Raw genomic sequence first — 24,399 nt, 5'->3', positions numbered from 1 at the left:
TTAGAAAACGTTCCCAACAGGTGATCGGGTGGCTTATCTCCGACACGGCGGGTATCGATTTAACCCGTCAGGTCTCCCGAGGCCAGGAGGTAAGGAATGAAAGGCAAGTTCGGGCGGTCCATCGCCCTGGTAGCCGCGAGCAGTCTGCTGGCGGTCGGAATGGCGGGGATCGCCTCGGCGAGCCCGGACGGGGGCAAGGGTTCCTCCAGCACCCAGGCCCTCGCCGCACAGGTGCTCCAGCTGCGAGACGACCTGACCAAGGTGGCCTACGCGGGCAACGTCGGCGCCACGCGCGGCGACCTCGGGCAGTTCAGCCCGGTGCTCGCGGACATCGCGGCGGGCAAGCGCTACACGGTCCAGACCGACACCGAGCAGCTGGCCGGCCTGGCCAAGGGCCGGGCCGACGAGTCCGCCCGGCTGCTGGCCGACCCCACGGCCAAGGCGCGCCAGCTGCCGCCGCTGCCGGTGCCGATCCCGTCGCTGCCCGACCTGCCCGGCCCGCTGAAGATCGTCAGCGACCTGGTGAAGGCGTTGCTCGCGGCCGTCACGGGCATCCTCGGCGGGCTGCTCGGCGGCCTGCCGGTACCGCCGCTGCCGGTGCCGCCGCTGCCCGCTCCATAACCACAGAGGAAACAGGGGGATCCGGAGCCCGGCCCGCGGACATTTCTCCGCGCCGGGCTCCGGATTCGTTTTACGCCGGTTCCGTTCGGAGATCAGGGTCCCGGAAAAGTCGCGGCGGTTTGCGCGGCGGCGGCTTCGCCGACGTCTTGAATGACTCATTCAGGTCTTCGGAGGTCCTGAATGAGTCATTCAAGACACCGCAGGGCCGCCCGGCACCACTCGCCGCGGCCGGCGCCAGTGGGTTCAGACCGAGGGCGGCCGGCCCCCGGCGACTTTGCCGGGGCCCTGGCGTCTGGCGAGATGAACGACTCTTTCATGACAATCCCTGCCGCAGCGCGCCCGCCATTTCGGCCAGCGCTTCGCGGAATCGCGTGCCGACGCCGGTGAAGTTGATGAAGCCGTGGATCAGGTCCTCGTGCCGTCGCAGCGCCACGTCGACGCCGGCGTCCGCGAGCTTCTTCGCGTACGCCTCGCCCTCGTCGCGCAGCGGGTCGAAGCCGGCCGTGACGACCAGTGCCGGCGGCAGGCCGCTCAGGTCGTCCGCGCGCAGCGGGGAGAGCCGCGGGTCGGTCAGGTCGGTGCCTTCCGGCACGTAGTGGCCTTCGAACCACTTCATGTGCACGTCGGTCAGGAACAGGTCCTCGGCGAACAGGTCCTGCGAGCGGTAGCGGTGCGCGAAGTCCGTCGCGGGGTAGATCAGCAGCTGGAACGCCGGCGCCGGGCCGCCGCGCTTGACCGCCTGCTGCGCGGTCACCGCCGCGAGGTTGCCGCCCGCGCTGTCCCCGCCGACGGCGATGCGCGCCGGGTCGGCGCCGAGGTCGCCCGCCTTCGCCACCGCGTAGTCGAACGCCGCCAGTGCGTCGTCGGTCGCCGCCGGGAAGGGGAACTCCGGGGCCAGCCGGTACTCGATCGAGAGCACCCGCACCCCGGCGTGCTTGGCCAGGAAGCGGCAGGCGTTGTCGTGGCTCGCGCGGGTGCCGATCACCCAGCCGCCGCCGTGGAAGAACACCAGCAGCGGCGACTTCTCGGGCAGCCCGGCCGGCGTGTAGAGCGTGGCGGGCAAGTCGCCGTCCGGGGTCGGTACGGCGATCTCTCGCACCGAGACCGGCTCGACCGGCTTGCCGCTGACCAGGTGCCTGCCCACGTCGAGCAGGGCGCGCGACTGCTCGACCGAGCCGCGCACCAGCTCCGCCTTCGCGATCTTCTGCAACCGGAGCAGCAGCTGGGCGTCGAGCGCCAGCTCCTGGCCGTCGATGCGGACGGTCCGGCCCGCCGCCGCGCGCCGGACCGGCGTGGGCAGCCAGAACGCCAGCTGGGACGCGGCCGCCTGGACACGGATCGGGAGCGGGATCGCCATGGTTCCTCCTGAGCGTCGATGCCGCCCCGGACGTTACTTGTCAGTAGGTAACAGGTCCAGCTGTGACCAGGACCTCCGTCCCAGAGACTGGTCCTCCAGTTAAGTGGAGGGGTTAGCCTGGAAAACGTGACTTCAGCCAGGACGCTCAACGTGCTCGGGATCGGCGGCTCCCTCCGCGAGGGCTCGCAGTCCGAACGCGCGCTGCAGATCGCGCTCGGCGGCGCGGCCGAAGTCGGCGTCCGGACCCGGCTGCTGTCCGGCCCGGAGCTGGTCCTCCCGTTCTACGACGCCGGCGTGCCGGAACGCGACGAACGCGCCACCCGGCTCGTCGAAGCCATCCGGGCGGCGGACGGGATCATCGTCGTCTCGCCCGGCTACCACGGCGCGCTGTCCGGCCTGGTCAAGAACGCCCTGGACTACGTCGAGGACCTGCGCGACGACCAGCGGCCCTACCTCGACGGCCGCGCGGTCGGCCTCGCCGCCGTCGCGTACGGCTGGCAGGCCGCGGTGACCACGCTCGAACAGCTGCGCACGATCACGCACGCGCTGCGCGGCTGGGCCACCCCTCTGGGTGGTTCGATCAACTCGGCCGAGACCAAGTTCGACGAGGGCGGCGGCGCGTCGGACGAGAAGAGCGTCCGGACGCTTCGCCTGATCGGCCGCCAGGTGGCCGAATTCGCGGTGACGCGCGCCGCATGACGTTTCGCCCGGGGGTGCCCGGGTAATCGATGGACGTGACGCCTGCCATGTGCGGGCACTGTTCCGCGGGTGCGGGATGTTGTGCCCAGTGAGACGCTCGTAGAGGAGTGTCCGGAACCAGAAGGCGGGCTGAGGATGAGCCAGGCGATCTACACGGCGGTGGCGACGGCGCGCGGCGACGGCCGCAACGGCGAGGTGACTTCGTCGGACGGCGTCATCGACGAGTCGCTGGCCATCCCGAAGGAGATGGGCGGTCCGGGCGGGGACAAGACCAATCCCGAGCAGCTCTTCGCCGCCGGCTACTCGGCCTGCTTCCACAGCGCCCTGCAGCTCGTCGCCCGCCAGGCCAAGGTCCAGCTCCACGACTCGACGGTGACCGCGGAAGTGAGCGTGCTCAAGCAGGAGGTCGGCTTCGGCCTCGGCGTCGCGCTCAACGTTTCGCTCCCGGGTCTCGAGCAGGCGCAGGCCGACCAGCTGGTCGAGCAGGCCCACCAGGTCTGCCCCTACTCCAACGCGACCCGCGGCAACATCGAGGTCGCGCTGTCCGCCACCGTTTGACCCCCGCTCCGAACCAGTCAGAGGAAAGGATCACCGCCAGATGAGCAACTCTCCCATCAAGAGCCCGCTTTCCGAGGCCGACAAGGAGATCACGGGCAACGCCCTGCAGGCGACGCTGGTCGACCTGGTCGACCTTTCCCTGATCGCGAAGCAGGCACACTGGAACGTCGTCGGCGCGAACTTCCGCAGCGCGCACCTGCAGCTCGACGAGCTGGTCAACACCGCGCGCCAGTACGTCGACGAGGTGGCCGAGCGCGCCAACGCCATCGGTGTTTCGCCGAACGGCAAGGCGAAGACCGTCGTCGAGAGCTCGGGCGCGCCGGACTACCCGGACAACTGGCAGTCCGTCGAGTCCACGGTCGCCGCGATCGTCGACATCCTCGCGAAGCTGATCGAGCGGCTGCGGGCCCGCATCGACGAGACCGACAAGAGCGACCTCGTCACGCAGGACCTGCTGATCGAGATCACCCGCGCGCTGGAAGAGGCGCACTGGATGTGGCAGGCCCAGCAGGCTTGATTTTTTAGCGCGAAAGGGCCGTTCCGGGCGGAGCGGCCCTTTTTCGTCGGTGGGGGCAAGTACGTTCGGTGGCATGGTCCTGCACCAAGGGAAAGCCGACCGCGACCGCACCGCCGGGACGAACCCGCTCTACGCCGGGGCCAACCCGGCGCTGGCGGCGGACTTCGTCATGCCGCACGACAAGCTGCGCGACGACTCGCTGCCACCCGACACCGCGTTGCAGCTCGTGCGCGACGAGCTGATGCTCGACGGCAACGCGCGGCTCAACCTCGCCACGTTCGTCACGACGTGGATGGAGCCGCAGGCGCGCGAGCTGATGGCCGAGTGCGTCGACAAGAACATGATCGACAAGGACGAGTACCCGCAGACGGCGGAGCTGGAGCGCCGCTGCGTGAACATCCTCGCCGACCTGTGGCACGCGCCGGATCCCACCGACGTCATGGGCTGCTCGACGACCGGTTCGTCCGAAGCGTGCATGCTCGCCGGGATGGCGTTGAAGCGCCGCTGGTCGAAGCTCGGGCACACCGGGAAGCCGAACCTGGTGATGGGCGTCAACGTCCAGGTCTGCTGGGAGAAGTTCTGCGAGTACTGGGAAGTCGAGCCGCGGCTGGTGCCGATGGAGGGCGACCGGTACCACCTCTCCGCCGAGGAGGCGGTCGCGCGCTGCGACGAGAACACGATCGGCGTGGTGGCCATCCTGGGCTCGACGTTCGACGGCAGCTACGAGCCGGTCGCGGAGATCGCCGCGGCGCTGGACGCGTTGGCGTCGCGGACGGGCTGGGACATCCCGATGCACGTCGACGGCGCTTCCGGCGCGATGATCGCGCCGTTCCTCGACCCCGGGCTGGAGTGGGACTTCCGGCTGCCGCGGGTGGCGTCGATCAACACGTCCGGCCACAAGTACGGGCTGGTGTACCCGGGCGTGGGCTGGGTGCTCTGGCGCGACCGGGCGGCGCTGCCGTCGGAGCTGGTGTTCAACGTCAACTACCTGGGCGGCGACATGCCGACGTTCGCGCTGAACTTCTCGCGCCCGGGCGCCGAGGTGGCGGCCCAGTACTACACGTTCGTCCGGCTGGGCCGGGAGGGTTTCCGGGCGGTGCAGCAGGCTTCGCGTGACGTCGCCACGCACCTTTCGTCGGGGATCTCCGCGTTGGGGCCCTTCGAACTGCTGACCCGCGGCGACCAGCTCCCGGTGTTCGCGTTCACGACCCGGCCGGACGCGGGGTTCGACGTCTTCGACGTGTCCCGCCGCCTGCGCGAGCGGGGCTGGCTGGTGCCGGCGTACACGTTCCCGGAGCACCGGACGGACCTGGCGGTGCTGCGGATCGTGGTCCGCAACGGCTTCACGCACGACCTCGCGGACCTGCTGCTGGCGGACCTCGAGCGCGTGTTGCCTGACCTGGCGAAGGAGGGAGGCCACCCGAAGGATCCTTCGAAGGCGACCGCCTTCCACCACTAGGTCTGTATCGAAATCGGCGTCGGTGTCGGTGCGGACAGCCGGCGGGTGGTCCGGCCATCCCCGCGGCGCCGGGCAGACCACGCGGCCAGGCACTTTGTCGCCGGTCACACGGCGGCAGCGCGGCGAGCGAGGCGTGGACGGTCTGCCGGAATCCTGGATCACGCTCACGGCATTCCTGCGGCCAGGAGGCGGGGCCACGGTCGCCGAACGGCGCTGAACTATTTCGATCCTGGCCTTAGTGCCAGGACTTGGCGCGGGCGTACTGGTCGGGCCAGCGCACGTCGGCGCCGAGGACGTTCGCCGCGCGCAGCGGCCAGTGCGGGTCGCGCAGCAGGGCGCGGGCCAGGAAGACGACGTCGGCCTGGTCGCGTTCGAGGATCTCCTCGGCCTGGTGCGGATCGGTGATCATGCCGACCGCACCGGTCGGGAGGCCGGCTTCGGCGCGGATCCGCTCGGCGAACGGCACCTGGTACCCGGGGCCGACGGGGATGTCCGGGTTCGGGACGTTGCCGCCGGTCGAGGTGTCGATGAGGTCGATCCCGCGCTCGGCCAGGAGCTTCGCCAGCCGGACGGAGTCGTCGGCGGTCCAGCCGCCGTCGGCCCAGTCGGTGGCGCTCAGCCGGGCGAAGAGCGGCAGCTCGGTCGTCGCGCGGACGGCGTCGGCGATCTCGAGCGCCAGGCGCGTGCGGCCCTCGAAGTCGCCGCCGTAGCGGTCGGTGCGCGTGTTGGACAGCGGCGACAGGAACTGGTGGACGAGGTAGCCGTGCGCGAAGTGCAGCTCGAGCACGTCGAAGCCGGCGTTCTCGGCCCGGCGGGCCGCCTGGGCGAAGACCTCGGGGAGCGCGCTCACCTCGTCGGCGGTCAGCTCACGCGGCGTGGCGTAACTGCCGAACGCGGTCGCGGACGGGCCGACGCTCTCCCAGCCACCGTCCTCGGGCATGACGCTCCCGGGCCCCTCCCACGGCCGGTGCGTCGAACCCTTGCGGCCGGCGTGGGCGAGCTGCATGCCGATCGCGGTGTCCTGCCCGTGCGCGAAGTCGACGATCCGGCGCCAGGCGTTGGCGTGCTCGTCGCTCCAGATGCCGGTGTCCTGCGGGCTGATCCGCCCCTCGGGGGTGACGGCGGTGGCCTCGGTCAGCACCAGCCCGGCCCCGCCGGTGGCGAACTGGCCGAGGTGGACGAGGTGCCAGTCACCGGGGAAGCCATCGGTGGCGGAGTACTGGCACATCGGCGACACCCAGACGCGGTTGGGCAGGGTCAGGCCGCGGACGGTGATCGGGCTGAAGAGTCGGCTCACCTCATGCGCAACGGCACGTGCCCGCCGTCTCTTCCCGTCGCCAACGTCTCTACCGGCGAGTAACCTCAACGCCATGGGTGTCGCCGCAGACGAACGTCAGGCCTTGAGCTCCCTCCTTCGCGAACTCGGGCCCGACGCGCCCACGCTGTGCGAAGGGTGGACGACCCGGGACCTCGCCGCGCACCTCGTCGTGCGTGAGCACCGCCCCGACGCCGCGCCCGGGATCCTCATCCCCGCGCTCGCCGGGCACACCCAGAAGGTCCAGGACCGCTACGCCGCCAAGCCGTGGGGCAGCCTGGTCGAGCAGGTCAAGAAGGGTCCGGCGAAGTTCTGGCCCACCGCGATCGGCCCCCTCGACGAGCTCATCAACACCGCCGAGTTCCTCGTCCACCACGAGGACGTCCGGCGCGCGCAGCCCGGTTGGGAGCCCCGGCCCGCCGACGGCACGAGGGACGCCGCCGCGTGGCGGTCGGCGAAGCAGGCCGCCAAGCTCAACCTCCGCAAGGCCCCGGTCGGCGTCACCCTCCGGACCACCACCGGGCAGGAGGCCGTCGTCAAGGCCGGGCCCGAGCCCGTCGCCGTGATCGGGGCGCCGATCGACCTGCTGCTGTTCGTGTTCGGCCGCGACGCCGTGCACCTCGAGTTCGAAGGCGACGCGGCCGCCGTCACGAAGCTGCAGGCCGTGAGCCGCGGACTCTGACCGACACCCAGCGGCCCACGGGCAGCGCCACCACGATCGCGGCCAGCACCAGGTGCACGGCCATGAACGCCACCGCGGCCGGCACGCTCGGCGGCCCGCCGAGGAACACGATCATGTGCGACGCCCACTTCAGCTCGGTCGGCTTCGTGCCCGCCGCCCAGACGTCGTTGAGCGCCCAGAACGTCAGGTCGTTCACGCCGGAGATCACGACGAGGATCGACGCGATCCCGACCTTCAGCACGTTCGCCGTCCGGCCGCCGCCGAGGCGGTAGGCCAGCAGTGCGAACAGCACGATGAACGTCGTCACGAACAGCTCGAACTGGTACACCGGCTGGAAGTCCTGGTCGGGCGAGCGCGCGAAGCCCTGCACCCGCATCACCAGCTCGGTGTCCAAATAGGACATGTAGACGAACACCGCGAACACGATCAACGCCGGTCCGAAGCGACCACGCGGGAACAGCGAGACCGTCAGCACCGCGAAGACGAACGGGCACAGCTTGAACGCCCAGTCGCCGACGTTGTCCAGCGTCTGGTCCGGCGGCAGCACCACCATGATCAGCAGCGTCGTGACCACCGCGGGCACGGCGGCCACCAGCCACAGCCACTGCCGCCGCCGGTACAGGGCGGCGACCAGGCCGGGCGATTCCAAGAGCGTCACAGTTCCTTCTCCACCCAGAACGGTCCGAGGGCCAGCGCGTCGACGTCGGTCTTGAGGTAGCACGCGATCGCGTCCGCCGGGCTGGCCACGATCGGCTCGTTGTTGTCGTTGAACGAGGTGTTGACGACCATCGGCACTCCCGTCAGCTTCTCGAACTCGCTGATCATCCGGTAGTACAGCGGGTTGTCGGTACGGCTCACAGTCTGCACCCGCGCGGTGCCGTCGACGTGCGTGATCGCCGGGACCTCGGCCCGCTTGTCCGGCAGGACGTCGAACACCAGCAGCATCACCGGCGACGGGTAATCGCTGACGAAGTACTCGCCCGCCCGCTCTTCCAGGCACGACGGCGCGAACGGCCGGAACGCCTCGCGGTGCTTCACCTTCTCGTTCATCCGCGTCTTCGACTCCGGGTCGCGCGGGTCGGCGACGAGCGAGCGGTTGCCCAGCGCCCGCGGCCCGCACTCCATCCGGCCCTGCACCCAGCCGACGATCTTGCCGTCGGCCACCTTCGCCGCCGTGTGCGCCGCGATGTCGTCGACCCGCTCGTACTTGACGCCCGCGTCCTGCAGCGCCAGCTCCATCTCGGCCTCGGTGTAGTCCGGGCCGGTGTAGGTGTAGCCGTCACGCGGGCGCGGCTTGCCGTACTTCGCCACCGACACGTCGAGGGCGGCGCCGAGCGCGCAGCCGTCGTCGGCCGCCGCGGGCTGGGCGAAGAAGTCCTCGAACGGCGTCTCCAGCAGGATCCGCCCGTTCATGACGCTGTTCAACGCGACCCCGCCGGCCACGCACAGCCGCTTCGAACCCGTCTCCCGCTGCAGCCAGCGCGCCAGGTGCAGGCCCGCTTCCTCCAGCGTCACCTGCAGCGCGTACGCGATGTCGCAGTAGTGCTGGGGAACCGGGTTCGCGGCTGTGACGCGGGTTTTCGGCCGCGCCGGGCCGAACGTGTCGGTGAACTTGCGGGACATCACGTGCTTGCCCGTGCGGTGGTGGCCGAACCACGACAGGTCCAGCTCGAAGCCGCCGTCGTCGTCGAGGTGGATGAGCTGCTTGAACGCGTCGACGTAGGTGTCCTCGCCCAGCGGCGCGAGGCCCATGATCTTGCCTTCGTCGCGGGTCGGGAAGAAACCGAGGTAGCCGGTGACGCCCGCGTACATCGCGCCGAGCGAGTGCGGGAACTTGATCCGCCGCAGGTCGACGATCTTGTTCCCGCGGCCGTGCGCGAGGTAGGTCGCCGTGCCGTCGCTGCCGATGCCGTCGAAGGTGAGCACGGCCGACTCGTCCCACGGCGAGATGAAGTAGCCGCTGGCCGCGTGCGCGCGGTGGTGGTCGACGAGGTGGGTCTTGAACTTCGTCGGCCCGGTCCAGCCGACGGCTTCCTTGACGTCGTTGGCCAGCGTGTAGGACCGCTTGATGTGGGCCAGGACCGCGCCGCCGACGTGGTAGTCGTCGTGGCCGGAGCCGCCGCCGGTCCGGAACGTGTCGACCATGCCCGCGGACTTGCCGCCTTCGTCGCCGTTGGCGTTGCGGAAGACGTCGAGCGTGCCGGGGAAGTACCGTGCGAACACCTTGGCCGCGTGGATGCCTTCCTTCCAGCGCTGCCAGTAGTAGGCGACGTGGTCGACGTCGGCGAGGGTGATCCCGGCGCGCTCGAGGCAGAACTTGATGGCCTCGGCGGGGAAGCCGCCGTCGTGCTTCACGCGCGTGAAGCGCTCCTCTTCGGCGAACGCGATGATCTCGCCGTCGCGCACGAGTGCCGCCGCCGAGTCGTGCACCCGGCTGATGCCCAGTACGTACATGATCTCTCCCAGTGGTTCAGAATCGGCGGACCAGGCGCCGCAGGACGGCCGCCTTCACCGCGAGCGCGAGGACGAGCGCGGCGAACCCGCCGACCGGCCCGAGGACGGGGACGAGCAGCGCCGCGGCGACGGCGGTGGCGACGAGCGAGACGACGGCGGTACCGGACGTCAGCGTCAGCACCTTGCTGTTGGTGTTTTCGATGAGGAAGCCCGCGTACAGGCCGATCGCGTACAACGCGGTCTCGGCGAGCACGAGCACCCCGAGGACGACGTACGCGTCTTCGGCGGTGAGCAGGGCGCGGGTCGCGGGGATGGCGAGACCCGCGCCGAGCAGGACGACCACGGCGATCCCGGCGCGTTCGACCAGCCGCAGCAGCGAAACCGCCCGCGCCCGCCCGGCCGCCGCGCCCGTGCCGCGCATCCGCCGTGACGCCGCCGGCTGGTGCAGCTTGAGCTGGTAGTACAGCAGCGAGCAGAACGCGCTCGACACCAGCAACGCCAGGTAGAACGGGCCGCTGTCGGTGGTCCGGCCGGACAGCGCGAGCACCGCGAACACGACCGACGTCGAGATGACGTCGAGCAGTTCGGTCAGGCCGAGCAGGACGGTGCTGCGCCCGAACGCGGGCAGCAGCCGGTGCCCCGGGACACCGCCGCCCCGCAGCCACGGCCGCGGCAGCAAGGCGACCGAGGTGCCGAGGATGACGAGGATCCCGCCCAGCAGCAACGCCAAGTGCGTCTCGGGCGGCCACCGCACCGCCCACGTCACGCACGTCACGACGCCGACGACGACCGAGCCCGCGGCGAACGCCAGCGCGTCCAAAGTGGACCTCTCGCGCAACCGGTGCAGGCCGGACACCGTCATCAGCAGCCCGCCGGAGATCGACCAGGCCGCCGCCGTCAGGTACAGCGCCGCGTCCGAGCGCGGCGCCAGCACCAGCGCGACGGCCGTCGCCACCAGCACCGCCAGCACGGGCACCGCGGCCAGCCGGACCGCGAGCGCCGCGACGGCGTCCCGGGTCCGGTGCAGCCGCGGCAGGCTCTTCAACGCCGACTTCTCCGCCGCGGCCGGCACGAAGTTGAGCCAGGTCATCAGGCCGAGCGCGTTCGCGAAGCGCCCGTAGTCGCGGGCGCCCCACGCCGTGATCAGGACCAGCCCCATCAGCTGGACCGCCAGCCGGAAGACCCCGCGGCCGGCGAGCAGCCGCAGCACCACCGCCGGGCGCGGCGGGGCCGCGGCCGGCGAGGCGGTGGCGGGCGCGGTCACGGCAGGGGTACCGCCATGTCCTGGTCGTGGAGCAGGAACTTCAGCGTGCCGCGGACGGCGTTCTCCGCCGTGAGCAGCTCCGGCACCGAGCCGGCGGTGAGCACGACGTACCCGAGCTTGTGCCCCGCCTGCTCGTACGGCCGGACGAACGAACCCGCGTCGGCGAACAGGTGCAGCCCGACCAGGCCGGGCATCGCGCGCACGTCGTCGGCACCGTCCACTCGGGACAGGTGACCACCGCGGTCGGACGCCAGGATGTGCACCAGCGTCGGCTTCGGCTCGTGCAGGTCGAGCGTGACCTCGCCGCCGGTGGCCGCGGCGATCCCCGCGCCGATCAGGTCGGCGCCGTGGCAGTGCGCGATCGCTTCCGCCAGCCCGTTGCCGCCCATCCGGGAGCCCATCTCGATGAGGTAGAGCCGCCCGTCCCGGCCGAGCACGGCGTCGAGCGTCAGCGGGCCGGTGCGGTAGCCGAGCTCGGTGCAGATCCGGTCGAGGGCTTCGATCAGGCCCAGCTCGACGTCGGCGGGCAGCTCGGCGGGCAGCAGGTGCGACGACGTCACGAAGAACGGCGGCGGCGTGAGCACCCGTTCGGTGACGGCGTGGAAGACGATCCGGCCGTCGACGACCAGCGCCTCGATGGTGTAGTGCGAGCCGTCGAGGTGCTCCTCCACGACCAGCCGGCCGGACGGCGAGAACGCGAGCGACTCGGTGAACGCCTTGGGCAGCAGGCCGGGGCCGGCGCACGAGACGACCCCGCGGCTGCCGGAGGAGTCGACCGGCTTGACCAGCGCGGGGAACCGCAGCTGCTGGGCGGCGTGGGCGAGCTCCGGACCCGGGCGGCCGTCGACGCTGCGGTAGCTCGGCAGGCCGAGGTGGTCGCACAGCGCGCGGAACACGGACTTGTCCGTCGACGCCCGGACCGCGTACTCGGGCAGCGGATCGGGCATCCCCCAGTGGCGGGTCAGCCACGCCAGCGCGGGCAGCCCGACGTCGCTGGCCGGGCACAGCACGCCCGCGAGGTCGCGGCGGCCCGCCAGCCCGGCCGCGATCTGCTCCGGCGCCCGGACGCTGACCTGCAGGAACTCGTCCGCGTACGCCACCGCCGGCGCGGCGGGCCGGACGTCGACGCAGATCGTGCGGAACCCCAGTTCCCGCGCCCGCTCGTAGGTGCTGACCGAACCGTCCGCGCCCCCCAGGATCACCAGGGTTCTCGCGGGGTCCTTCTTCGAACTCGTCACGCCGAAACGCCTTTCCCCAGTTGCACATCGATGAGCCGGGGACCCGCCGGGTCCGCCGGGGTGAAGAGCCGGTCCTCGGCGTCGACGACGACGTTCGCCTCCCGGACGTAGAACTGCCGCGGCCGCGCCTGGCCCGCGCCGACCACGACGAGGTAGCGCACGGTCAGCGACGCCACCAGCAGCAGCACCGCGAGCAGCGCGAACAGCAGCGTGGCCGTGACCCCCGCGCCGAGCAGGCCGAACGCCGCCGCGCCGCCGGCGAGCACCGCGATCCCCGCGGCCAGCAGCGCCGTCGCGGACGCCGCGGTCGTGAGCCGCCGGGTGAACCCGACGAAGAGCTCGATGGCGTGCGAAGCCAGGAACCCGAAGCCAACTTTGGACTCGCCGCGCTCGCGGGCCCGGTGCGCGACCTGGACGCAGGTGTACCGGCTGGTCAGCCGGGGCACGGTGGCCAGGAAGTACGGCGTGCCCAGGCGCAGGTCGACGATCTTGCGGGCCAGTTCCGCGCGGACCAGCCGGAACGCCGTGGCGCCCGGTGGGATCTCGATGCGCAGCACGCGCCGGCCGAGGAAGTGGAACGCGGCGGTGCCCCACCGCCGCAACCGCGGGTCCTGCCGGTTCGTGCGGACGCCGAAGACCGCGTCGTTGCCCTGCTCGGCCGCCGCGACGAGCTTCTCCGCCTCGGCGGCGGGGAACTGCTGGTCGGCGTCGACGTGCAGGATCCACGGCTGCGACGCGTAGCGGTAGCCGGCCGAGAAAGCGGCCTCGAAACCGAAGTTCCGGGAAAAGGACAAGTACCGCACGCGCGGGTCGGCGGCCGCGAGCGCGCGGATCTTGTCCAGGGTTCCGTCGACGCTCCCGTCATCGACGTAGAACAGTTCCAGTGAATAGTGGCCTAGTTCGTTGGTTATTTCCCGATAGGACGGTTCGACGTTCTCGACTTCGTTGAAGCACGGAATGACTACGGTGAGTCCACTGTGGGCCGGCCCCGGGAAAGGGGTGGTCATCTGCCCTGCTCAGGTGGGTGTACCGAATTCGTGTCCGCACGGTCACCCACAGTGTGAATTGTGATCATGAATCCCCCAGCCGGATCCGGTAAGAGCGCTTGCCGATTGCGGTGTGGCCGGAGTTATAAGCAGATGGATCGGCGAACGGCGACGGTAGTTCTACGAATTCCACCGTTCAGCCCCAGACCAAAGTAGTAACCCATCCGGCATTCGGGGTGACCTGACGGCGAAGTCCTTCCCCGCGGGCCGGTCGTGGCGCAGACTCCCCGGCCATGTGGAATCTGGGGGCGGGGGTCGTGTGGCGTGCCGCGTACGTCCGGGCGGTGCGCTCGGCGTTCGCGACGGTGCCGTTCTACCGCGAGCGCTGGGCGCTCGACGGCCGGGAGGACCCGGTCGTGGTGCCCGGGCGCACCGGGACTAACGGTGGTGCTGCACCGCTGGCGGAAGCCGTGCACAAGCTGGTCGACCTCGTGCCGCTCGCGGGCGGCGCCCGGCGGCCGGAGCCGGCGCGCGGGCTCGGGCGGGTCCTGCGGACGGCGCGGCGGCCCGGCCCCGGCAGCCTGGTCGTCCTGCTCGGCCCCGATGACCTGCGTCCGCCCACCGACCTGCCGAAGGGGGTCCGGGGCTGCGTCGCCGACCCGGACGCGCCGAGCGCGGCGGTGCTGCGCGAGCTCGCGGCCGTGCTGGACCGCGGGCAGCGGGTGCTCGCCGTCGGCGACGACAAGGCGCTCGCGGCGTTCACCGAGGACCACCGCGTCGAGGCCGTGCCGCACCGCGAACTCGATTCGCTGGACGCCGGCCCGTACGGCGTGCTGCACGACCCGGTGCTCGGGTACCTCGGCGCGCTGGGCGACTGCGGGCGGTGGCACCTCGACTGGCCGCACGTCTACGCGCGCCCGACCACCGCCGGGCTCGCGTTCACCCTGCTGCGCCAGGCGTCCCCGCGGTTCGTGGACGTCGTCCCGGCCGGCGGGGTGCGCGGCGAAATCGGGTTCTGCCCGCGGCACGGCACCCCGGTCGTCCTGGCATGAGGTTCGCGGTCCACGACCCCCGCGCCGACCCGGCGCCCGCGGGGTGGGCGGAGTTCTGCCGGGCCGCGCGGCTGCACCCGGTGTGGGACTACGGCGTGATGGGCCTCGAAGCGTGGGGTGCCCGCAACCCGCAGCTGCTGGTCGTCGCGGCCGACGGGGATCGGCTCGTGGCCGCGGTGTCCGTGCTGGTCTGCCGTCCGCGCGTGTCCCCGCGGTTCGCGCCGCGGCCGGGGAAGCGGTTGCTGCGGCCGTTCTGGGCCGAGGTCTGCCAGCCGTGGCTCAGCGGCTACCCGGGGATCGCGTTCGCCCCTGGCGTGGCCGACCAGGCCGCGCTGGTGCGGGAGTTCGAGCGGGAACTGGGCCGCCGCCTCGGTCCCGGCCTGCTCGGCGTCGTCCACCGCGCGCTCGGCGAGGACCTCGCCGCCGGCCTCGGGGGCCGCGGCCGGCTCGTCAAGCGCGTGGACCCGGTGGCGGTGCTGGACAACCGGTTCGAGTCCGAAGAGGACTGGATCGCGTCGCTGGCGAAGTCGCGGCGGGCGGGGTTGCGGCGGCAGCGGCGCCGGCTCGCCGAAGACGCCTCCCTGGTGGTCCGCGGCGGCCCGGGCCGCACCGACCTCGACGGCGCCGAGCTGGCCGGGCTGATCCAGGCGCACCGCGAGCGGTACGGGCGGCTGGCGCTCGACACCCGCACGATGCCGTCGGCGGGGTTCCTCGACCGGTTCGTCCGGCGGCCGGACGTGCACACCCTGACCTACGCCGACACCGGCGGGAAGCTGCTCGCCGTGCAGACCATGCTCGACCACCCGGACACCCCGGTCCTGCAGCACTGGGCGGCGCTGCCGCCGGCCGCCGGCGGCAAGAAGTGGCTGTACTTCGACTCGTACGTGCGCGCGGTGCGCTTCACGGCGAAGCGCGGAGCCCGGGAGCTGTCCGCGGGTCGCGGCATGATCGAGCTGAAGCAGGAGCTGGGGTTCCGGCCCCGGCCGGTCTACACGGCCGCCGTGCCGAGGCCGGTGCTGGGCCGGTGAAGACCGTCGTCGCGGTGTCGCATGTGGACGTCCACGATCCCCGGACCGATCCGCCGCCGGAGGGCTGGGCCGCGTTCCGCGCCCGGTGCCTGCCGCCCGTCTGGGACTACGAACTGCTGCGCCGGGAAGCGTGGCTGGCGAAGAACCCGCCGGTGCTCGCCGTCGTCCGGCAGGGCCCGGCGGTCGTCGGCGCGCTGGCGGTGATGGTGTGCCGGGGCTGGGGCGCGGGGACCTTCGGACCGGTCTCCGGGGGCCGGTTCCGGCCGCGCTGGGCCGAGGTCTACCTCCCGCTGCTCAGCGGCTATCCCGCGTGCGTCTTCGACGGGGACTTCACCGACCGGCGCACGGCGATCCGGCAGTTCGAACGGGCGTTGCGCGAGTACGTCGGCCCGGGGCTGCTCGGCGTCGTCTACCGGGCGATGAACCCGGAGCTGGTGCCCGCGCTGGCGGGCCGGGCCCGAATCAGCCGGGAGATCGACCCGGCCGCCGTGCTGGTCAACCGCTATTCCACTGTGGACGAATGGGCGGCGGGGCTCGCGCCGGACGTCCGCCAGTACCTGAACCCGGACGTCGCCACGGAGGCGGCGCCCGGGCGCACCGACCTCGACCCGCACGAGCTGGCCGGGCTGCTCAACGCCCACCGCGCCCGCCAGGACGAGCGCGCGTGGGCCGGTGGGCAGCGCTCCCGCGTCGGCGGGCTGCACCTCGACACCCGCAGCCCGATCGCGCCGGCCTACCTCGACGCGCTCGTCCGGCGCCCGGACGTCATCACGCGCACCTACCGCGCCGGCGACGGCCGGTTGCTCGGCTTCAACACGATGATCGACCACCCGGACGGCGCGGCGGTGCACCACTGGGCCGCGCTCCCGAGCGCCGACGGTGGCCGGAAGGGTCTCTATGTCGACTGCTACGCCCGCTGCGTGGCGCACATGATCGCCGCGGGACGGCCGGAACTCACCGCGGGCCGCGCGATGCTGCCGGAGAAGCAGGCCCTGGGCTTCGGCACGCGAAGCCTCTTCTCCGTGGCCGTCCCGAGGCCGGTGCTGGGCCGATGACGTTCACCGTCCGGGTGCTCGACCCGCGCACCGACCCCGAACCCGCCGGCTGGGCCGCGTTCCTCGAAGCCCAGCAGGCCCCGCTGACCTGGGACTACGGCCTGTTGTGCACGGAGTCGCGGTGGTCGCGCAGCCCGTACCTGCTCACCGTCGTCAGCGACGGCGAGGAGCTCGTCGCCGCCGTGCTCGCGATGGTGTGCCACCCCGGTGGTTCGGCCGAGCCCGGCGCGGTCGGCGGCCTCGCGCGGTGGACGCCGCGCTGGCTGGAGGTCCAGCACGCGTGGCTGTCGTGCTACCCCGCGTGGCTGTTCGCCGAAGCGCTCGACGCCGCCGCGCGCCGCGAGATCCTGCGCCGGTTCGAACGCGCGGCCTGCCGGCGCACCGGCCCGGGCTGCCTCGGCGTGGTCTACCGCGCGGCCACCCCCGACACCGCCGGGCTGGTGGCCGGGCGCGGGCGGCTCGTCCGCGAAATCCAGCCGGCCCTGGTACTGGAGAACACCTTCGGCGACCTCGACGACTGGCTCGCGTCGCTGAGCCGCAACCGGCGCTCGAGCCTGCGCGGCCAGATCCGCAAGATCGCCGCGGACCCGGGGATCGTCGTCCGCGAGGGCACCGCGCGGGACGACCTCGACCCCGAAGAGCTGGCCGCGATGCTGCGGGCGCACCGCGAAACCAAGGGACCGGTGAAGTTCGACCAGCGCGGCCCGGTCACCGCCGAGTACCTCGGCGAGCTGGTCCGCCGCCCCGACGTCGTCACCACGACCTACCACGACGCCGAGGGCCGCCTGCTCGCCTTCACCGACCTGCTCGACCACCCGGTGATGCCCCTGCACCAGCACTGGGCCGCGCTGCCGCCCGGCGACGGCCGGCCGAAACACCTCTACTTCGACGTCGTCGTGCGGGGAGTGCGGCACATGATCGAGAACAACCGGAAGTTCCTGTCGCTGGGCCGCGGGGTCACCGACCTCAAGGCGTCGCTGGGGTTCAGCCCGAGCCCGATGACCGGCGTGGTCGTGCCGAGGCCGGTGACGCGGTGGTGATCGACGTGCTCGACCCGCGCCACGACGCGGAACCGGCGTACTGGACGGCGTTGCGCGAGCGGGCCGGCCTGCGCGCGGACTGGAGCTGGCCGGTGCTCGCCACCCAGGCGTGGGCCGCGCGGACCCCGCAGCCGGTGACCGTGCTGCGCGAGGGCGGCGAGCCGTGCGGGGTGGTCAGCGCCGCGTGGGTCACCGGCCGGACGCGGCGGAACCGGTTCGCCGGTACCGGCCGCGGCTGGGTCGGCGGCCTCGACGTCCGCGGCCCGGGTGCGGGCTCGCAGCCGGGCTGGTGGTTCGCCGACGCGGGCGGCGACGGCGGCGTCACGCGCCTGCTCGAGGCGTACGTCCCGGCGATGCGGGCCGAACTCGGCCGCGGGTTCCGCGGGATGCTGGTGCGCCAGGTCGGCGAGCACGGCGTGTCCGCGGTCGACGGCCGGTTCCGGCTGGTGCGGCGGACCGAGGACATCGCGGTGCTCGACGTCGCCGCGTTCGGCTCCCGCGACGACTGGATGAACTCGCTGGCCCGCAAGCGGAAGCAGAACCTGCGCAAGATCTTCCGGACCTTCGACGCCGACCCGTCGGTCGAGGTGCGGTTCGTGCCGGGCGAGGAGGCCGACCCGGTCGCCGTCGCCGAGGTGCTGCGGCACAACGAGCGCAAGCACCACGACGTGCCGATCGTGCCGTTGCCGCACTTCACCGGCTACCTGGCGGCGCTGCTGCGGGAGCCGGACGTCTCGGTGATCGAGTACCACGACACCCGCACCGGGCGGCTGATCGCGCTGGCGACCCTGCTCGACCACCCGGACCTGCCGATCGCCCGGCACTGGGGCGCGCTGCCGCCGGAGGACGGCGGCCGGCCGAACCTGTACTTCCACTTCTACGGCGAGGCGGTGCGCTGGGCGATCGCGAACGGGCGCGCGTCGGTGGTGTTCGGCAAGAAGATGACGGAGATGAAGGCGACCCTCGGCGCGCGGCTGGTCCCGCAGTTCGCGGCGGCCGTGCCGGTGTGGTGTTAGCTTCCCGCCATGCCCATGATCAGCGTTGCCATGTTCCCCGGCCGCACCCCCGCCCAGAAGAGCGCACTGGTCCGCGAGCTGACCGACGCCTTCGTCCGCACCTGCGGCGGCAAGCCCGAAGGCGTCCAGGTGACGCTCGTCGAGATCGGCGCGGACCACTGGGCCACCGGCGGCGTCCTGCACTCGGAACGCTGAAAGCCGTGAAGGCCTCCTTACCGGCATTTATGACCGGTAAGGAGGCCTTCACGGACTTGTGGGTCAGCGGAGGCCGAGGGCGCGCAGGGCGAAGTGGACCTCGATCGACGTCTGCTTGATCGTCTCCGCGATCACCAGCGAGCCGTGGCCCGCGTCGTAGCGGTAGAACTCGTGGTGGAGGTCGCGGCCGGCCAGGCGGTCGAGGTAGTTCTCGATCTGGCGGATCGGGCAGCGCGGGTCGTTGTCGCCGGCCAGCACCAGCACCGGCGCCGTCACGGCGTCGACGTACGTGAGCGGCGAGCACTCCGCGTACACCGCCGGCACGTCCTCCGGCGAGCCGCCGAAGAGCGCGCGGTCGAACGAGCGCAGCTGCTCCATCTCGTCCTCGTACGCGGCGACGTAGTCCGCCACCGGCACCCCGGCGACGCCCGCCGCCCACCGCGTCGGCTGCGTGCCGAGCGCGAGCAGGGAGAGGTAGCCGCCCCAGGAAGCGCCGTTGACGACGCACTTCGCCGGGTCGCTGAGTCCACTTTGGACGGCCCAGTCGTGCACCGAAGCGACGTCCTCCAGCTCGGTCAGCCCGGGCCGGCCTTCGATGGCGTCGCGCCAGGCCGAGCCGTAGCCGGTCGAGCCGCGGTAGTTGACCTCGACCACGGCGAACCCGGCGTCGAGCCAGGTCGCGCGGTAGGCCGAGAAGCGGTCCTCGTCGGCCGCGTGCGGGCCGCCGTGCAGGGAGAACACCGTGGGCAGCGGGCCGTCGGGCGCGTTCGAGGGCCGCGAGACCAGCGCGTGGATCCGCCCGCCGACGCCTTCGACGAACGCGTCGGTCACCGGCTCGGACCCCGGCGCCCGGTCACCCGGCGGCTCGAGCAGGATCGTGTCGGAGCCGTCGGTGGTGCGGGAGCGCACCGCGGTGGGCTCGGCCGCGCTCGACCACGAGTACTCGACCGTGCCGTCCGGGCGGACGCCCGCGCCGCCGATCCGGCCGGCCGGCGTGTCCACAGAGGACAATTCGGCCGTGTCGAGGTCGTAGCGGTACAAGGAACTGCGGCCCTCGTGGAAGTGGACGACGAGCAGGGCGCGCGCGTCCGGGTACCAGCCGGCGACGACCTCGCCGGGCAGGTCCAGCTCGATCTCCGTCTCGGTGTCCGCGCGGACGTCCCAGACGAGCAGCTCCTCGCGGCCCCGGCGTTCGTGCAGGACGAGCAGCCGCTGGTCGCCGGGCAGCGGCGAGAACTCCAGCGCGGACAGGCCCTTGCCTTCGCCGTCCCACTTCTCGGCGACCGTGCCGAAGCCGTCGGTGGCCAGCACCCGCAGCGCGGGGTGCCGCGAATCGCCGTGCTCGGAGTGCGAGATCGCGATCAGGCTCTCGTCGCGGGACAGCGACGCGATGCCGGCGTCGTCCGCGTGGCTGTAGAAGCGGTGCGTCTCACCGCCGATCCGGGCGAACAGCTCGCTGCCGTCGTCGGTCGAGACGCCGACCGCGACGAGGTTCGCGCCGATCTCCAGCCCGGCCGGGTAGCCGTCGTGGACGTCCGGGACGCCCTTCTCCGGCTTGCTCCCCTCGGTCGCGGCGAACGGCTCCCGCACCCACGAGCCGAACTCGTCGCCGTCGGTGTCGTCGAACCACCAGATCCACTCGCCGTCCGGGGACGGCGTCGCGTGCATGGTGCCGTTGGGCCGGTCGGTGACGCGGCGGTGTTCGTTCGTCGCCCGGTTCCAGGCGTAGACCTCCCAGACGCCGCTGGCGTTCGAGACGTAGATGTTGGCGTCGGGGGCGTCGCGGGCCCAGTCGGGGGTGGAGATCCGCGGGGCGTGGAAGCGGGCGCGCCAGCGGTTCTCGGCTTCGGCGTCGTCGAACAGCCGGTCCGGGACCACCGCGGGCGGATATTGGTTCGCTGACTGCGTGCTCACCCCTCGATCCTGCCACCTTCTGGCCGTACTGTGTGCGGGGTGCTGGAGGGTTACGCGCCGGGCTACGGGCGAGACGTGGTTTCGATGATGTCCGCGCGCACGGCTGCCGAGCGCGCGGCGTTCGCCCAGCCCCTGTTCGCCCCGGGGACGTGGGTGGTCGACCTCGGCTGCGGCCCGGGCTCGATCACGCTGGGCCTGGCGCCGGAGTCGCGGGTCACGGGGGTGGATCGCGACGCCGGTCAGGTCGAGCGCGCCCGCGCGGCCGCCCGTCGCGCCGGAAGATCCACAGTGGACTACCTGGTGGCGTCGGCGTACGACTTGCCGTTCGCTTCCGGCAGTGTGGACGTCGCCTTTTCGCACGCGCTGTTCGAGCACCTGGCGGCTCCGTTGGACGCGCTGGCGGAACTGCGCCGGGTGCTCCGCCCCGGCGGCAGGCTGGCGTTGTCCACATCGGACTGGAGCAAGGCCCGCCTGCGCCCGAAGACGGCGAACGTCGACGCGGCGCTCCGCGGCCACTACTTGCTGCGGCGCCAAGCGGGCGGCAACCCCTTCGCGGGCCGGGTGATCGCCGAGCAGTGCGCGGCGGCGGGGTTCACGGAGGTGGTCTCGCGCGCCCGCTACCGCTCCGACATGACGTACCGCGAGCTGGCGAAGTACGTCGAGGCCCGGCTCGAGGCGGCGCTCAAGGAGGAGGGCCGCGACCGCGACCAGCTGGCCAGTGCCGCACGCTCGGCGTGGATGTGGACTCGCGGCGGCGACGGCGACTTCAGCCAGTGCTGGGTCGAGGTGACGGCGACCCGCTGAAACCAGAAGAGCCGGTGTCCGAAGACACCGGCTCTTACTCGTCGGGGTGGCGGGATTCGAACCCACGACCTCCTCGACCCGAACGAGGCACGCTACCAAGCTGCGCCACACCCCGAAGTACTGCTTAACGGGTCGTGGAGAAGTCTAGCGGACGGTGTTTCGGGCTTTCCGCGGGGCCAGCTTTCGCGGCTTCGCGGGCTCCGAACCGCGCGGGACCAGCGTCAACAGGCTGGCCTCCGGCGGGCAGGCGAACCGGGCGGGCGCCCACGGCGACGTCCCCAGCCCGGCCGAAACGTGCAGCCACATGTGCGCGCCCCACCGCGACGCACCCCGCGCGCGGCTGCGATCCAGGTCACAGTTGGTGACGATGGCGCCGTACCCCGGGAGCCGCAGCTGGCCGCCGTGCGTGTGGCCCGCCAGCACGAGGTCGTAACCGTCCGTGGCGAACGTGTCGAGGACCCGCGGCTCCGGCGAGTGCGTGACGCCGAGGCGGACGGCCGCGCCGCTGTCGGCCGGGCCCGCGATGTCGGGGTAGCGGTCGCGGCGCAGGTGCGGGTCGTCGACGCCGGCCGCGAACACCCGCTGCCCGCCGACGTCGATCGTGCGGCGGACGTGCGTCAGGTCGGTCCAGCCGTGCTCGACGAACGCCGCGCGCAGGTCGCGCCAGGGCAGCTGGACGCCATGGATGCGCTTCTTCTTGCCCTTCGGCATCAGGTACCGGGCCGGGTTCTTCGGCTTGGGCGCGTAGTAGTCGTTGCTGCCGAAGACGAACACCCCCGGCCGGTCGAGCAGCGGGCCCAGCGCGCGCAGCACGGACGGGACGGCGGTCCGGTGCGAGAGGTTGTCGCCGGTGTTGACGACGAGGTCCGGGTTCAGCTCGTCGAGCGCGGCGACCCAGCGCTGCTTGCTGTGGTGGCCGGGCAGCATGTGCAGGTCGGAGACGTGCAGGATCGTGAAGGGCCGGGACCCGGGCGCCAGCACCGGCAGCTCGGCGGTGCGCAGGGTCCAGTGGCGCCGTTCGATCCCGACGGCGTAACCGAGGGTCGCGACGCCGAGCGCCACCGTCCCCGCGGCGAGGCGCTTCGCGGTCGCCCCCGACGTGCTTGTGTTACTGAGCGTGCTCACAGGCTCCAGGATACGTGCTCAACAGTTGGATGAACTCGCCGCCGTTCTGGGGAACCTGACCTTTAGCATTTGCGTCGGCCCGGAGAAGGGTGACCAACCGGGGGGTTGGGGAGAACGATGGAGCAGTTCGGGCCGTACAAGATCGAAGGCCTGCTCGGCCGAGGGGGAATGGGCGAGGTCCACCGCGCCTACGACACCGCGCACGACCGGGTCGTCGCGCTGAAGCTGTTGTCCGACCCGTTCGTCGCGGACGAGGCCTTCCGCGCCCGCTTCCGCCGCGAATCGCAGATCGTCGCGCGGCTGCGCGAGCCGCACGTCATCCCGATCCACGCCTACGGCGAGATCGACGGCCGCCTCTACCTCGACATGCGCCTGGTCGAAGGCAAGGACCTCAAGGAACTGCTCGAGGACGGCCCGCTGTCGCCCGAGCGCGCGGCCGGGATCGTCGAGCAGGTCGCGGGCGCGCTCGACGCGGCCCACGAAGACGGCCTGGTGCACCGGGACGTCAAGCCGTCCAACGTGCTCGTGACGAGCGCCGACTTCGTGTACCTCGTGGACTTCGGCATCGCGCGCTCGATGACGGCGGAGGGGACGTCGATCACCGGCACCGGCAACGTGATCGGCACGCTCGACTACATGGCCCCGGAACGCTTCGGCGAGGCCCCGATCACCGGCCTGGTCGACGTCTACGCGCTCGCGTGCGTGTTCTTCGAGTGCGTCACCGGCCGCCGCCCGTTCCTGGGTGAGGGCGCGGCCGCGCAGATGGGCGCGCACCTGACGGCGCCGCCGCCGGCACCGTCGCAGGTGCGCCCGGGCCTGCCGGTCGCGTTGGACGCCGTCGTGGCGCACGGGATGGCGAAGAACCCGGCCGACCGCTACCCGACGGCGAAGGCCTTCGCGGACGCGGTTCGCGCGGCGGTGACGGCGCCGGCACCGGCGATTCCGACGTGGCAGAAGACGTTGCCGGCGCCGGTCGCACGGCCGACGTTGGCCGGTCCGCCGCCGTCGTTGACCGGTCCGCCGACTCCGACGGGCAGTCCCGCGGTGGGCGTCCAGCAGGCGCCGGGCCTGCACTCCGGTCCGCCGGGCACTCCGGCGGTGGGGACCCCGGCAGCGCGGGCAGGCCTGCACTCCGGTCCGCCGGGCACTCCGGCGGTGGGCGCTCAGCAGGCGCCCGGCCTGCACTCCGGGCCGCCGACCCCGCCCGGCCAGCCGGTGATGGGCCCGCCGACCGGGCCGTACCCGGGACCGCCGACGGGTCCGCAGCCCGTCCGGTTCACCGGCCCGTCCGGCAAGCTCGCCCCGGCCCCGCCGAAGGCGCAGCGGAACCGGTGGATCGCGCTGTGCGCCGCACTCGCGGGCGTCGTCGTGGTCGCGCTGGTGATCACCTACGTGGTGACCAAGGACAACACCCAGTCGGCCGGCCCCGGCCCGAGCACCCCGACGACCGTCTACTCGACCCCGCCACCCTCGACGCCGGAGCCGTCACCGTCCACTTCGGAATCGAAGCCCGCGCCCGACACCAAGCTGTTCGACGCGCTTCCCGCGGTGTACAAGCAATACACCTGCGTCCCCGCGGCCGCACCACCCGGCGCGGCCGCCGCGGCCGAGTGCACGGACTCGAACGTCGGCGACGTCAAGATCGGCAACGTGGTGTTCCAGCAGCCGACCGGCGCGAGGTTCCTGCGCTTCCCGGACGCGGCGGCGATGGACGCGTTCTTCCAGGACATCGTGAAGACGCAAGGACTCACCCGCAACGACGCCCAAGGCGCGTGCCGGCCGGACAAGTACCCGAAGATCTGGGGCACGTACTACCGCGCGGAGGTCCCGAACCCGGTCCCCGGCGAGTACCTCACGTGCTTCCTCGGCGACCCGGCCCAGCTGGTGTGGACGGAGAAGCAGACCCTCGTGGCGGGCATCCTGCTCTCCACCAAGGTGACGACCAACGACGAGCTGGACAAGCTCTACCAGTGGTGGAACACCGAAGTCCTGTCGGAGATGCCGAAGAACTGAAGAAGGG

General features: G+C 72.1%; 23 protein-coding genes and 1 tRNA gene. 14 read left to right on the top strand and 10 right to left on the bottom strand.

All coding sequences use genetic code 11. The annotated features are described in order from the left end of the window. Positions 1 to 96 precede the first annotated feature (96 nt). Entirely contained in the window at positions 97 to 621 is a 525-nt protein-coding gene (locus EIY87_RS15280) for a hypothetical protein (RefSeq protein ID WP_125308347.1), read from the top strand. Between the two features lie 313 nt (positions 622 to 934). On the opposite strand, the gene EIY87_RS15275 is transcribed toward EIY87_RS15280, so the two are convergent. Beyond that, a complete protein-coding gene (locus EIY87_RS15275) occupies positions 935 to 1,978 on the bottom strand; it encodes an alpha/beta hydrolase (RefSeq protein WP_125308346.1) in 1,044 nt (347 codons plus the stop codon). Between the two features lie 150 nt (positions 1,979 to 2,128). Between EIY87_RS15275 and EIY87_RS15270 the strand changes: the two genes are divergently transcribed. From EIY87_RS15270 to EIY87_RS15255, 4 genes are all read left to right on the top strand, one after another. Beyond that, the gene (locus EIY87_RS15270; RefSeq protein WP_125309791.1) at positions 2,129 to 2,677 is read left to right on the top strand and encodes an NADPH-dependent FMN reductase; all 549 of its coding nucleotides are present in this window, start codon (positions 2,129 to 2,131) and stop codon (positions 2,675 to 2,677) included. 135 nt (positions 2,678 to 2,812) lie between these two features. Then, a complete protein-coding gene (locus EIY87_RS15265) occupies positions 2,813 to 3,235 on the top strand; it encodes an organic hydroperoxide resistance protein (protein WP_125308345.1) in 423 nt (140 codons plus the stop codon). Positions 3,236 to 3,275: 40 nt separating this feature from the next. Then, complete coding sequence (locus EIY87_RS15260; protein WP_125308344.1) at positions 3,276 to 3,752, top strand: Dps family protein; 477 nt, start codon at positions 3,276 to 3,278, stop codon at positions 3,750 to 3,752. A gap of 73 nt (positions 3,753 to 3,825) precedes the next feature. Further along, entirely contained in the window at positions 3,826 to 5,211 is a 1,386-nt protein-coding gene (locus tag EIY87_RS15255; protein WP_125308343.1) for a glutamate decarboxylase, read from the top strand. A gap of 235 nt (positions 5,212 to 5,446) precedes the next feature. On the opposite strand, the gene EIY87_RS15250 is transcribed toward EIY87_RS15255, so the two are convergent. Beyond that, positions 5,447 to 6,508: an NADH:flavin oxidoreductase/NADH oxidase gene (locus EIY87_RS15250; RefSeq protein ID WP_125308342.1), complete on the bottom strand. Its 1,062-nt coding sequence runs from the start codon at positions 6,506 to 6,508 to the stop codon at positions 5,447 to 5,449. 73 nt (positions 6,509 to 6,581) lie between these two features. Between EIY87_RS15250 and EIY87_RS15245 the strand changes: the two genes are divergently transcribed. Beyond that, the gene (locus EIY87_RS15245) at positions 6,582 to 7,208 is read left to right on the top strand and encodes a TIGR03085 family metal-binding protein (protein WP_125308341.1); all 627 of its coding nucleotides are present in this window, start codon (positions 6,582 to 6,584) and stop codon (positions 7,206 to 7,208) included. Here the strand turns inward: EIY87_RS15245 and EIY87_RS15240 are convergent. Genes EIY87_RS15240 through EIY87_RS15220 form a run of 5 tightly spaced genes read right to left on the bottom strand, consistent with a single transcriptional unit; the run spans position 7,174 to position 13,171 of the window. Next, positions 7,174 to 7,866 (bottom strand): hypothetical protein, encoded by a 693-nt coding sequence (locus tag EIY87_RS15240; protein ID WP_225439879.1) that lies wholly within the window; start codon positions 7,864 to 7,866, stop codon positions 7,174 to 7,176. The genes EIY87_RS15245 and EIY87_RS15240 overlap by 35 nt on opposite strands. Beyond that, positions 7,863 to 9,662: a carbamoyltransferase family protein gene (locus EIY87_RS15235; RefSeq protein ID WP_125308340.1), complete on the bottom strand. Its 1,800-nt coding sequence runs from the start codon at positions 9,660 to 9,662 to the stop codon at positions 7,863 to 7,865. Before EIY87_RS15235 ends, EIY87_RS15240 begins: the two co-directional genes overlap by 4 nt. A gap of 16 nt (positions 9,663 to 9,678) precedes the next feature. After that, entirely contained in the window at positions 9,679 to 10,926 is a 1,248-nt protein-coding gene (locus EIY87_RS15230) for a hypothetical protein (RefSeq protein WP_125308339.1), read from the bottom strand. Then, on the bottom strand, positions 10,923 to 12,164 hold the full coding sequence (locus tag EIY87_RS15225; protein WP_125308338.1) for an ATP-grasp domain-containing protein: 1,242 nt from the start codon (positions 12,162 to 12,164) through the stop codon (positions 10,923 to 10,925). Before EIY87_RS15225 ends, EIY87_RS15230 begins: the two co-directional genes overlap by 4 nt. Next, positions 12,161 to 13,171: a glycosyltransferase family 2 protein gene (locus tag EIY87_RS15220; RefSeq protein WP_125308337.1), complete on the bottom strand. Its 1,011-nt coding sequence runs from the start codon at positions 13,169 to 13,171 to the stop codon at positions 12,161 to 12,163. The genes EIY87_RS15225 and EIY87_RS15220 overlap by 4 nt, the downstream gene beginning before the upstream one ends. Positions 13,172 to 13,494: 323 nt before the next feature. Between EIY87_RS15220 and EIY87_RS15215 the strand changes: the two genes are divergently transcribed. From EIY87_RS15215 to EIY87_RS15190, 6 genes are read left to right on the top strand one after another with little or no spacing between them, the layout of a single operon-like run. Continuing rightward, positions 13,495 to 14,202 carry a hypothetical protein gene (locus EIY87_RS15215; RefSeq protein ID WP_125309787.1) on the top strand — a complete coding sequence of 236 codons (708 nt, stop codon included), beginning with the start codon at positions 13,495 to 13,497 and terminating at the stop codon, positions 14,200 to 14,202. Beyond that, on the top strand, positions 14,199 to 15,230 hold the full coding sequence (locus tag EIY87_RS15210) for a GNAT family N-acetyltransferase (protein WP_125308336.1): 1,032 nt from the start codon (positions 14,199 to 14,201) through the stop codon (positions 15,228 to 15,230). The genes EIY87_RS15215 and EIY87_RS15210 overlap by 4 nt, the downstream gene beginning before the upstream one ends. Before the next feature lie 23 nt (positions 15,231 to 15,253). Further along, on the top strand, positions 15,254 to 16,285 hold the full coding sequence (locus EIY87_RS15205; RefSeq protein ID WP_125309785.1) for a hypothetical protein: 1,032 nt from the start codon (positions 15,254 to 15,256) through the stop codon (positions 16,283 to 16,285). Continuing rightward, positions 16,282 to 17,325 (top strand): GNAT family N-acetyltransferase, encoded by a 1,044-nt coding sequence (locus tag EIY87_RS15200; RefSeq protein WP_125308335.1) that lies wholly within the window; start codon positions 16,282 to 16,284, stop codon positions 17,323 to 17,325. The genes EIY87_RS15205 and EIY87_RS15200 overlap by 4 nt, the downstream gene beginning before the upstream one ends. Then, positions 17,319 to 18,341 carry a GNAT family N-acetyltransferase gene (locus EIY87_RS15195; RefSeq protein WP_191984098.1) on the top strand — a complete coding sequence of 341 codons (1,023 nt, stop codon included), beginning with the start codon at positions 17,319 to 17,321 and terminating at the stop codon, positions 18,339 to 18,341. The genes EIY87_RS15200 and EIY87_RS15195 overlap by 7 nt, the downstream gene beginning before the upstream one ends. Positions 18,342 to 18,350: 9 nt before the next feature. Next, positions 18,351 to 18,536, top strand: a complete 186-nt coding sequence (locus tag EIY87_RS15190; protein ID WP_086859558.1) for a tautomerase family protein — start codon at positions 18,351 to 18,353, stop codon at positions 18,534 to 18,536. Between the two features lie 63 nt (positions 18,537 to 18,599). Here the strand turns inward: EIY87_RS15190 and EIY87_RS15185 are convergent, their stop codons facing one another. Beyond that, a complete protein-coding gene (locus tag EIY87_RS15185; protein ID WP_125308334.1) occupies positions 18,600 to 20,450 on the bottom strand; it encodes a prolyl oligopeptidase family serine peptidase in 1,851 nt (616 codons plus the stop codon). A 39-nt stretch (positions 20,451 to 20,489) separates the two neighbouring features. On the opposite strand from EIY87_RS15185, the gene EIY87_RS15180 reads away from it, so the two are divergent. Continuing rightward, the gene (locus tag EIY87_RS15180; RefSeq protein ID WP_125308333.1) at positions 20,490 to 21,254 is read left to right on the top strand and encodes a methyltransferase domain-containing protein; all 765 of its coding nucleotides are present in this window, start codon (positions 20,490 to 20,492) and stop codon (positions 21,252 to 21,254) included. A 41-nt stretch (positions 21,255 to 21,295) separates the two neighbouring features. On the opposite strand, the gene EIY87_RS15175 is transcribed toward EIY87_RS15180, so the two are convergent. Both EIY87_RS15175 and EIY87_RS15170 read right to left on the bottom strand, forming a co-directional pair. Beyond that, positions 21,296 to 21,369: transfer RNA gene (locus EIY87_RS15175), tRNA-Pro, on the bottom strand. A gap of 29 nt (positions 21,370 to 21,398) precedes the next feature. Next, positions 21,399 to 22,379, bottom strand: coding sequence for a metallophosphoesterase (locus tag EIY87_RS15170; protein WP_191984097.1), 981 nt, complete (start codon positions 22,377 to 22,379; stop codon positions 21,399 to 21,401). A gap of 117 nt (positions 22,380 to 22,496) precedes the next feature. On the opposite strand from EIY87_RS15170, the gene EIY87_RS15165 reads away from it, so the two are divergent. Beyond that, the gene (locus tag EIY87_RS15165; RefSeq protein WP_125308332.1) at positions 22,497 to 24,392 is read left to right on the top strand and encodes a serine/threonine-protein kinase; all 1,896 of its coding nucleotides are present in this window, start codon (positions 22,497 to 22,499) and stop codon (positions 24,390 to 24,392) included. Positions 24,393 to 24,399: the final 7 nt, after the last annotated feature.

The organism is Amycolatopsis eburnea (assembly GCF_003937945.1).
GTDB classification, from domain to species: domain Bacteria; phylum Actinomycetota; class Actinomycetes; order Mycobacteriales; family Pseudonocardiaceae; genus Amycolatopsis; species Amycolatopsis eburnea.
This window is presented reverse-complemented; position numbering and strand designations above follow the sequence as displayed.

Excerpts from the sequence above, each read along its gene's own strand:
- EIY87_RS15280 (WP_125308347.1), top strand. The coding sequence starts at position 97 with ATGAAAGGCAAGTTCGGGCGGTCCATCGCCCTGGTAGCCGCGAGCAGT.
- EIY87_RS15275 (WP_125308346.1), bottom strand. The coding sequence starts at position 1,978 with ATGGCGATCCCGCTCCCGATCCGTGTCCAGGCGGCCGCGTCCCAGCTG.
- EIY87_RS15265 (WP_125308345.1), top strand. The coding sequence starts at position 2,813 with ATGAGCCAGGCGATCTACACGGCGGTGGCGACGGCGCGCGGCGACGGC.
- EIY87_RS15260 (WP_125308344.1), top strand. The coding sequence starts at position 3,276 with ATGAGCAACTCTCCCATCAAGAGCCCGCTTTCCGAGGCCGACAAGGAG.
- EIY87_RS15255 (WP_125308343.1), top strand. The coding sequence starts at position 3,826 with ATGGTCCTGCACCAAGGGAAAGCCGACCGCGACCGCACCGCCGGGACG.
- EIY87_RS15245 (WP_125308341.1), top strand. The coding sequence starts at position 6,582 with ATGGGTGTCGCCGCAGACGAACGTCAGGCCTTGAGCTCCCTCCTTCGC.
- EIY87_RS15235 (WP_125308340.1), bottom strand. The coding sequence starts at position 9,662 with ATGTACGTACTGGGCATCAGCCGGGTGCACGACTCGGCGGCGGCACTC.
- EIY87_RS15220 (WP_125308337.1), bottom strand. The coding sequence starts at position 13,171 with ATGACCACCCCTTTCCCGGGGCCGGCCCACAGTGGACTCACCGTAGTC.
- EIY87_RS15210 (WP_125308336.1), top strand. The coding sequence starts at position 14,199 with ATGAGGTTCGCGGTCCACGACCCCCGCGCCGACCCGGCGCCCGCGGGG.
- EIY87_RS15200 (WP_125308335.1), top strand. The coding sequence starts at position 16,282 with ATGACGTTCACCGTCCGGGTGCTCGACCCGCGCACCGACCCCGAACCC.
- EIY87_RS15190 (WP_086859558.1), top strand. The coding sequence starts at position 18,351 with ATGCCCATGATCAGCGTTGCCATGTTCCCCGGCCGCACCCCCGCCCAG.
- EIY87_RS15165 (WP_125308332.1), top strand. The coding sequence starts at position 22,497 with ATGGAGCAGTTCGGGCCGTACAAGATCGAAGGCCTGCTCGGCCGAGGG.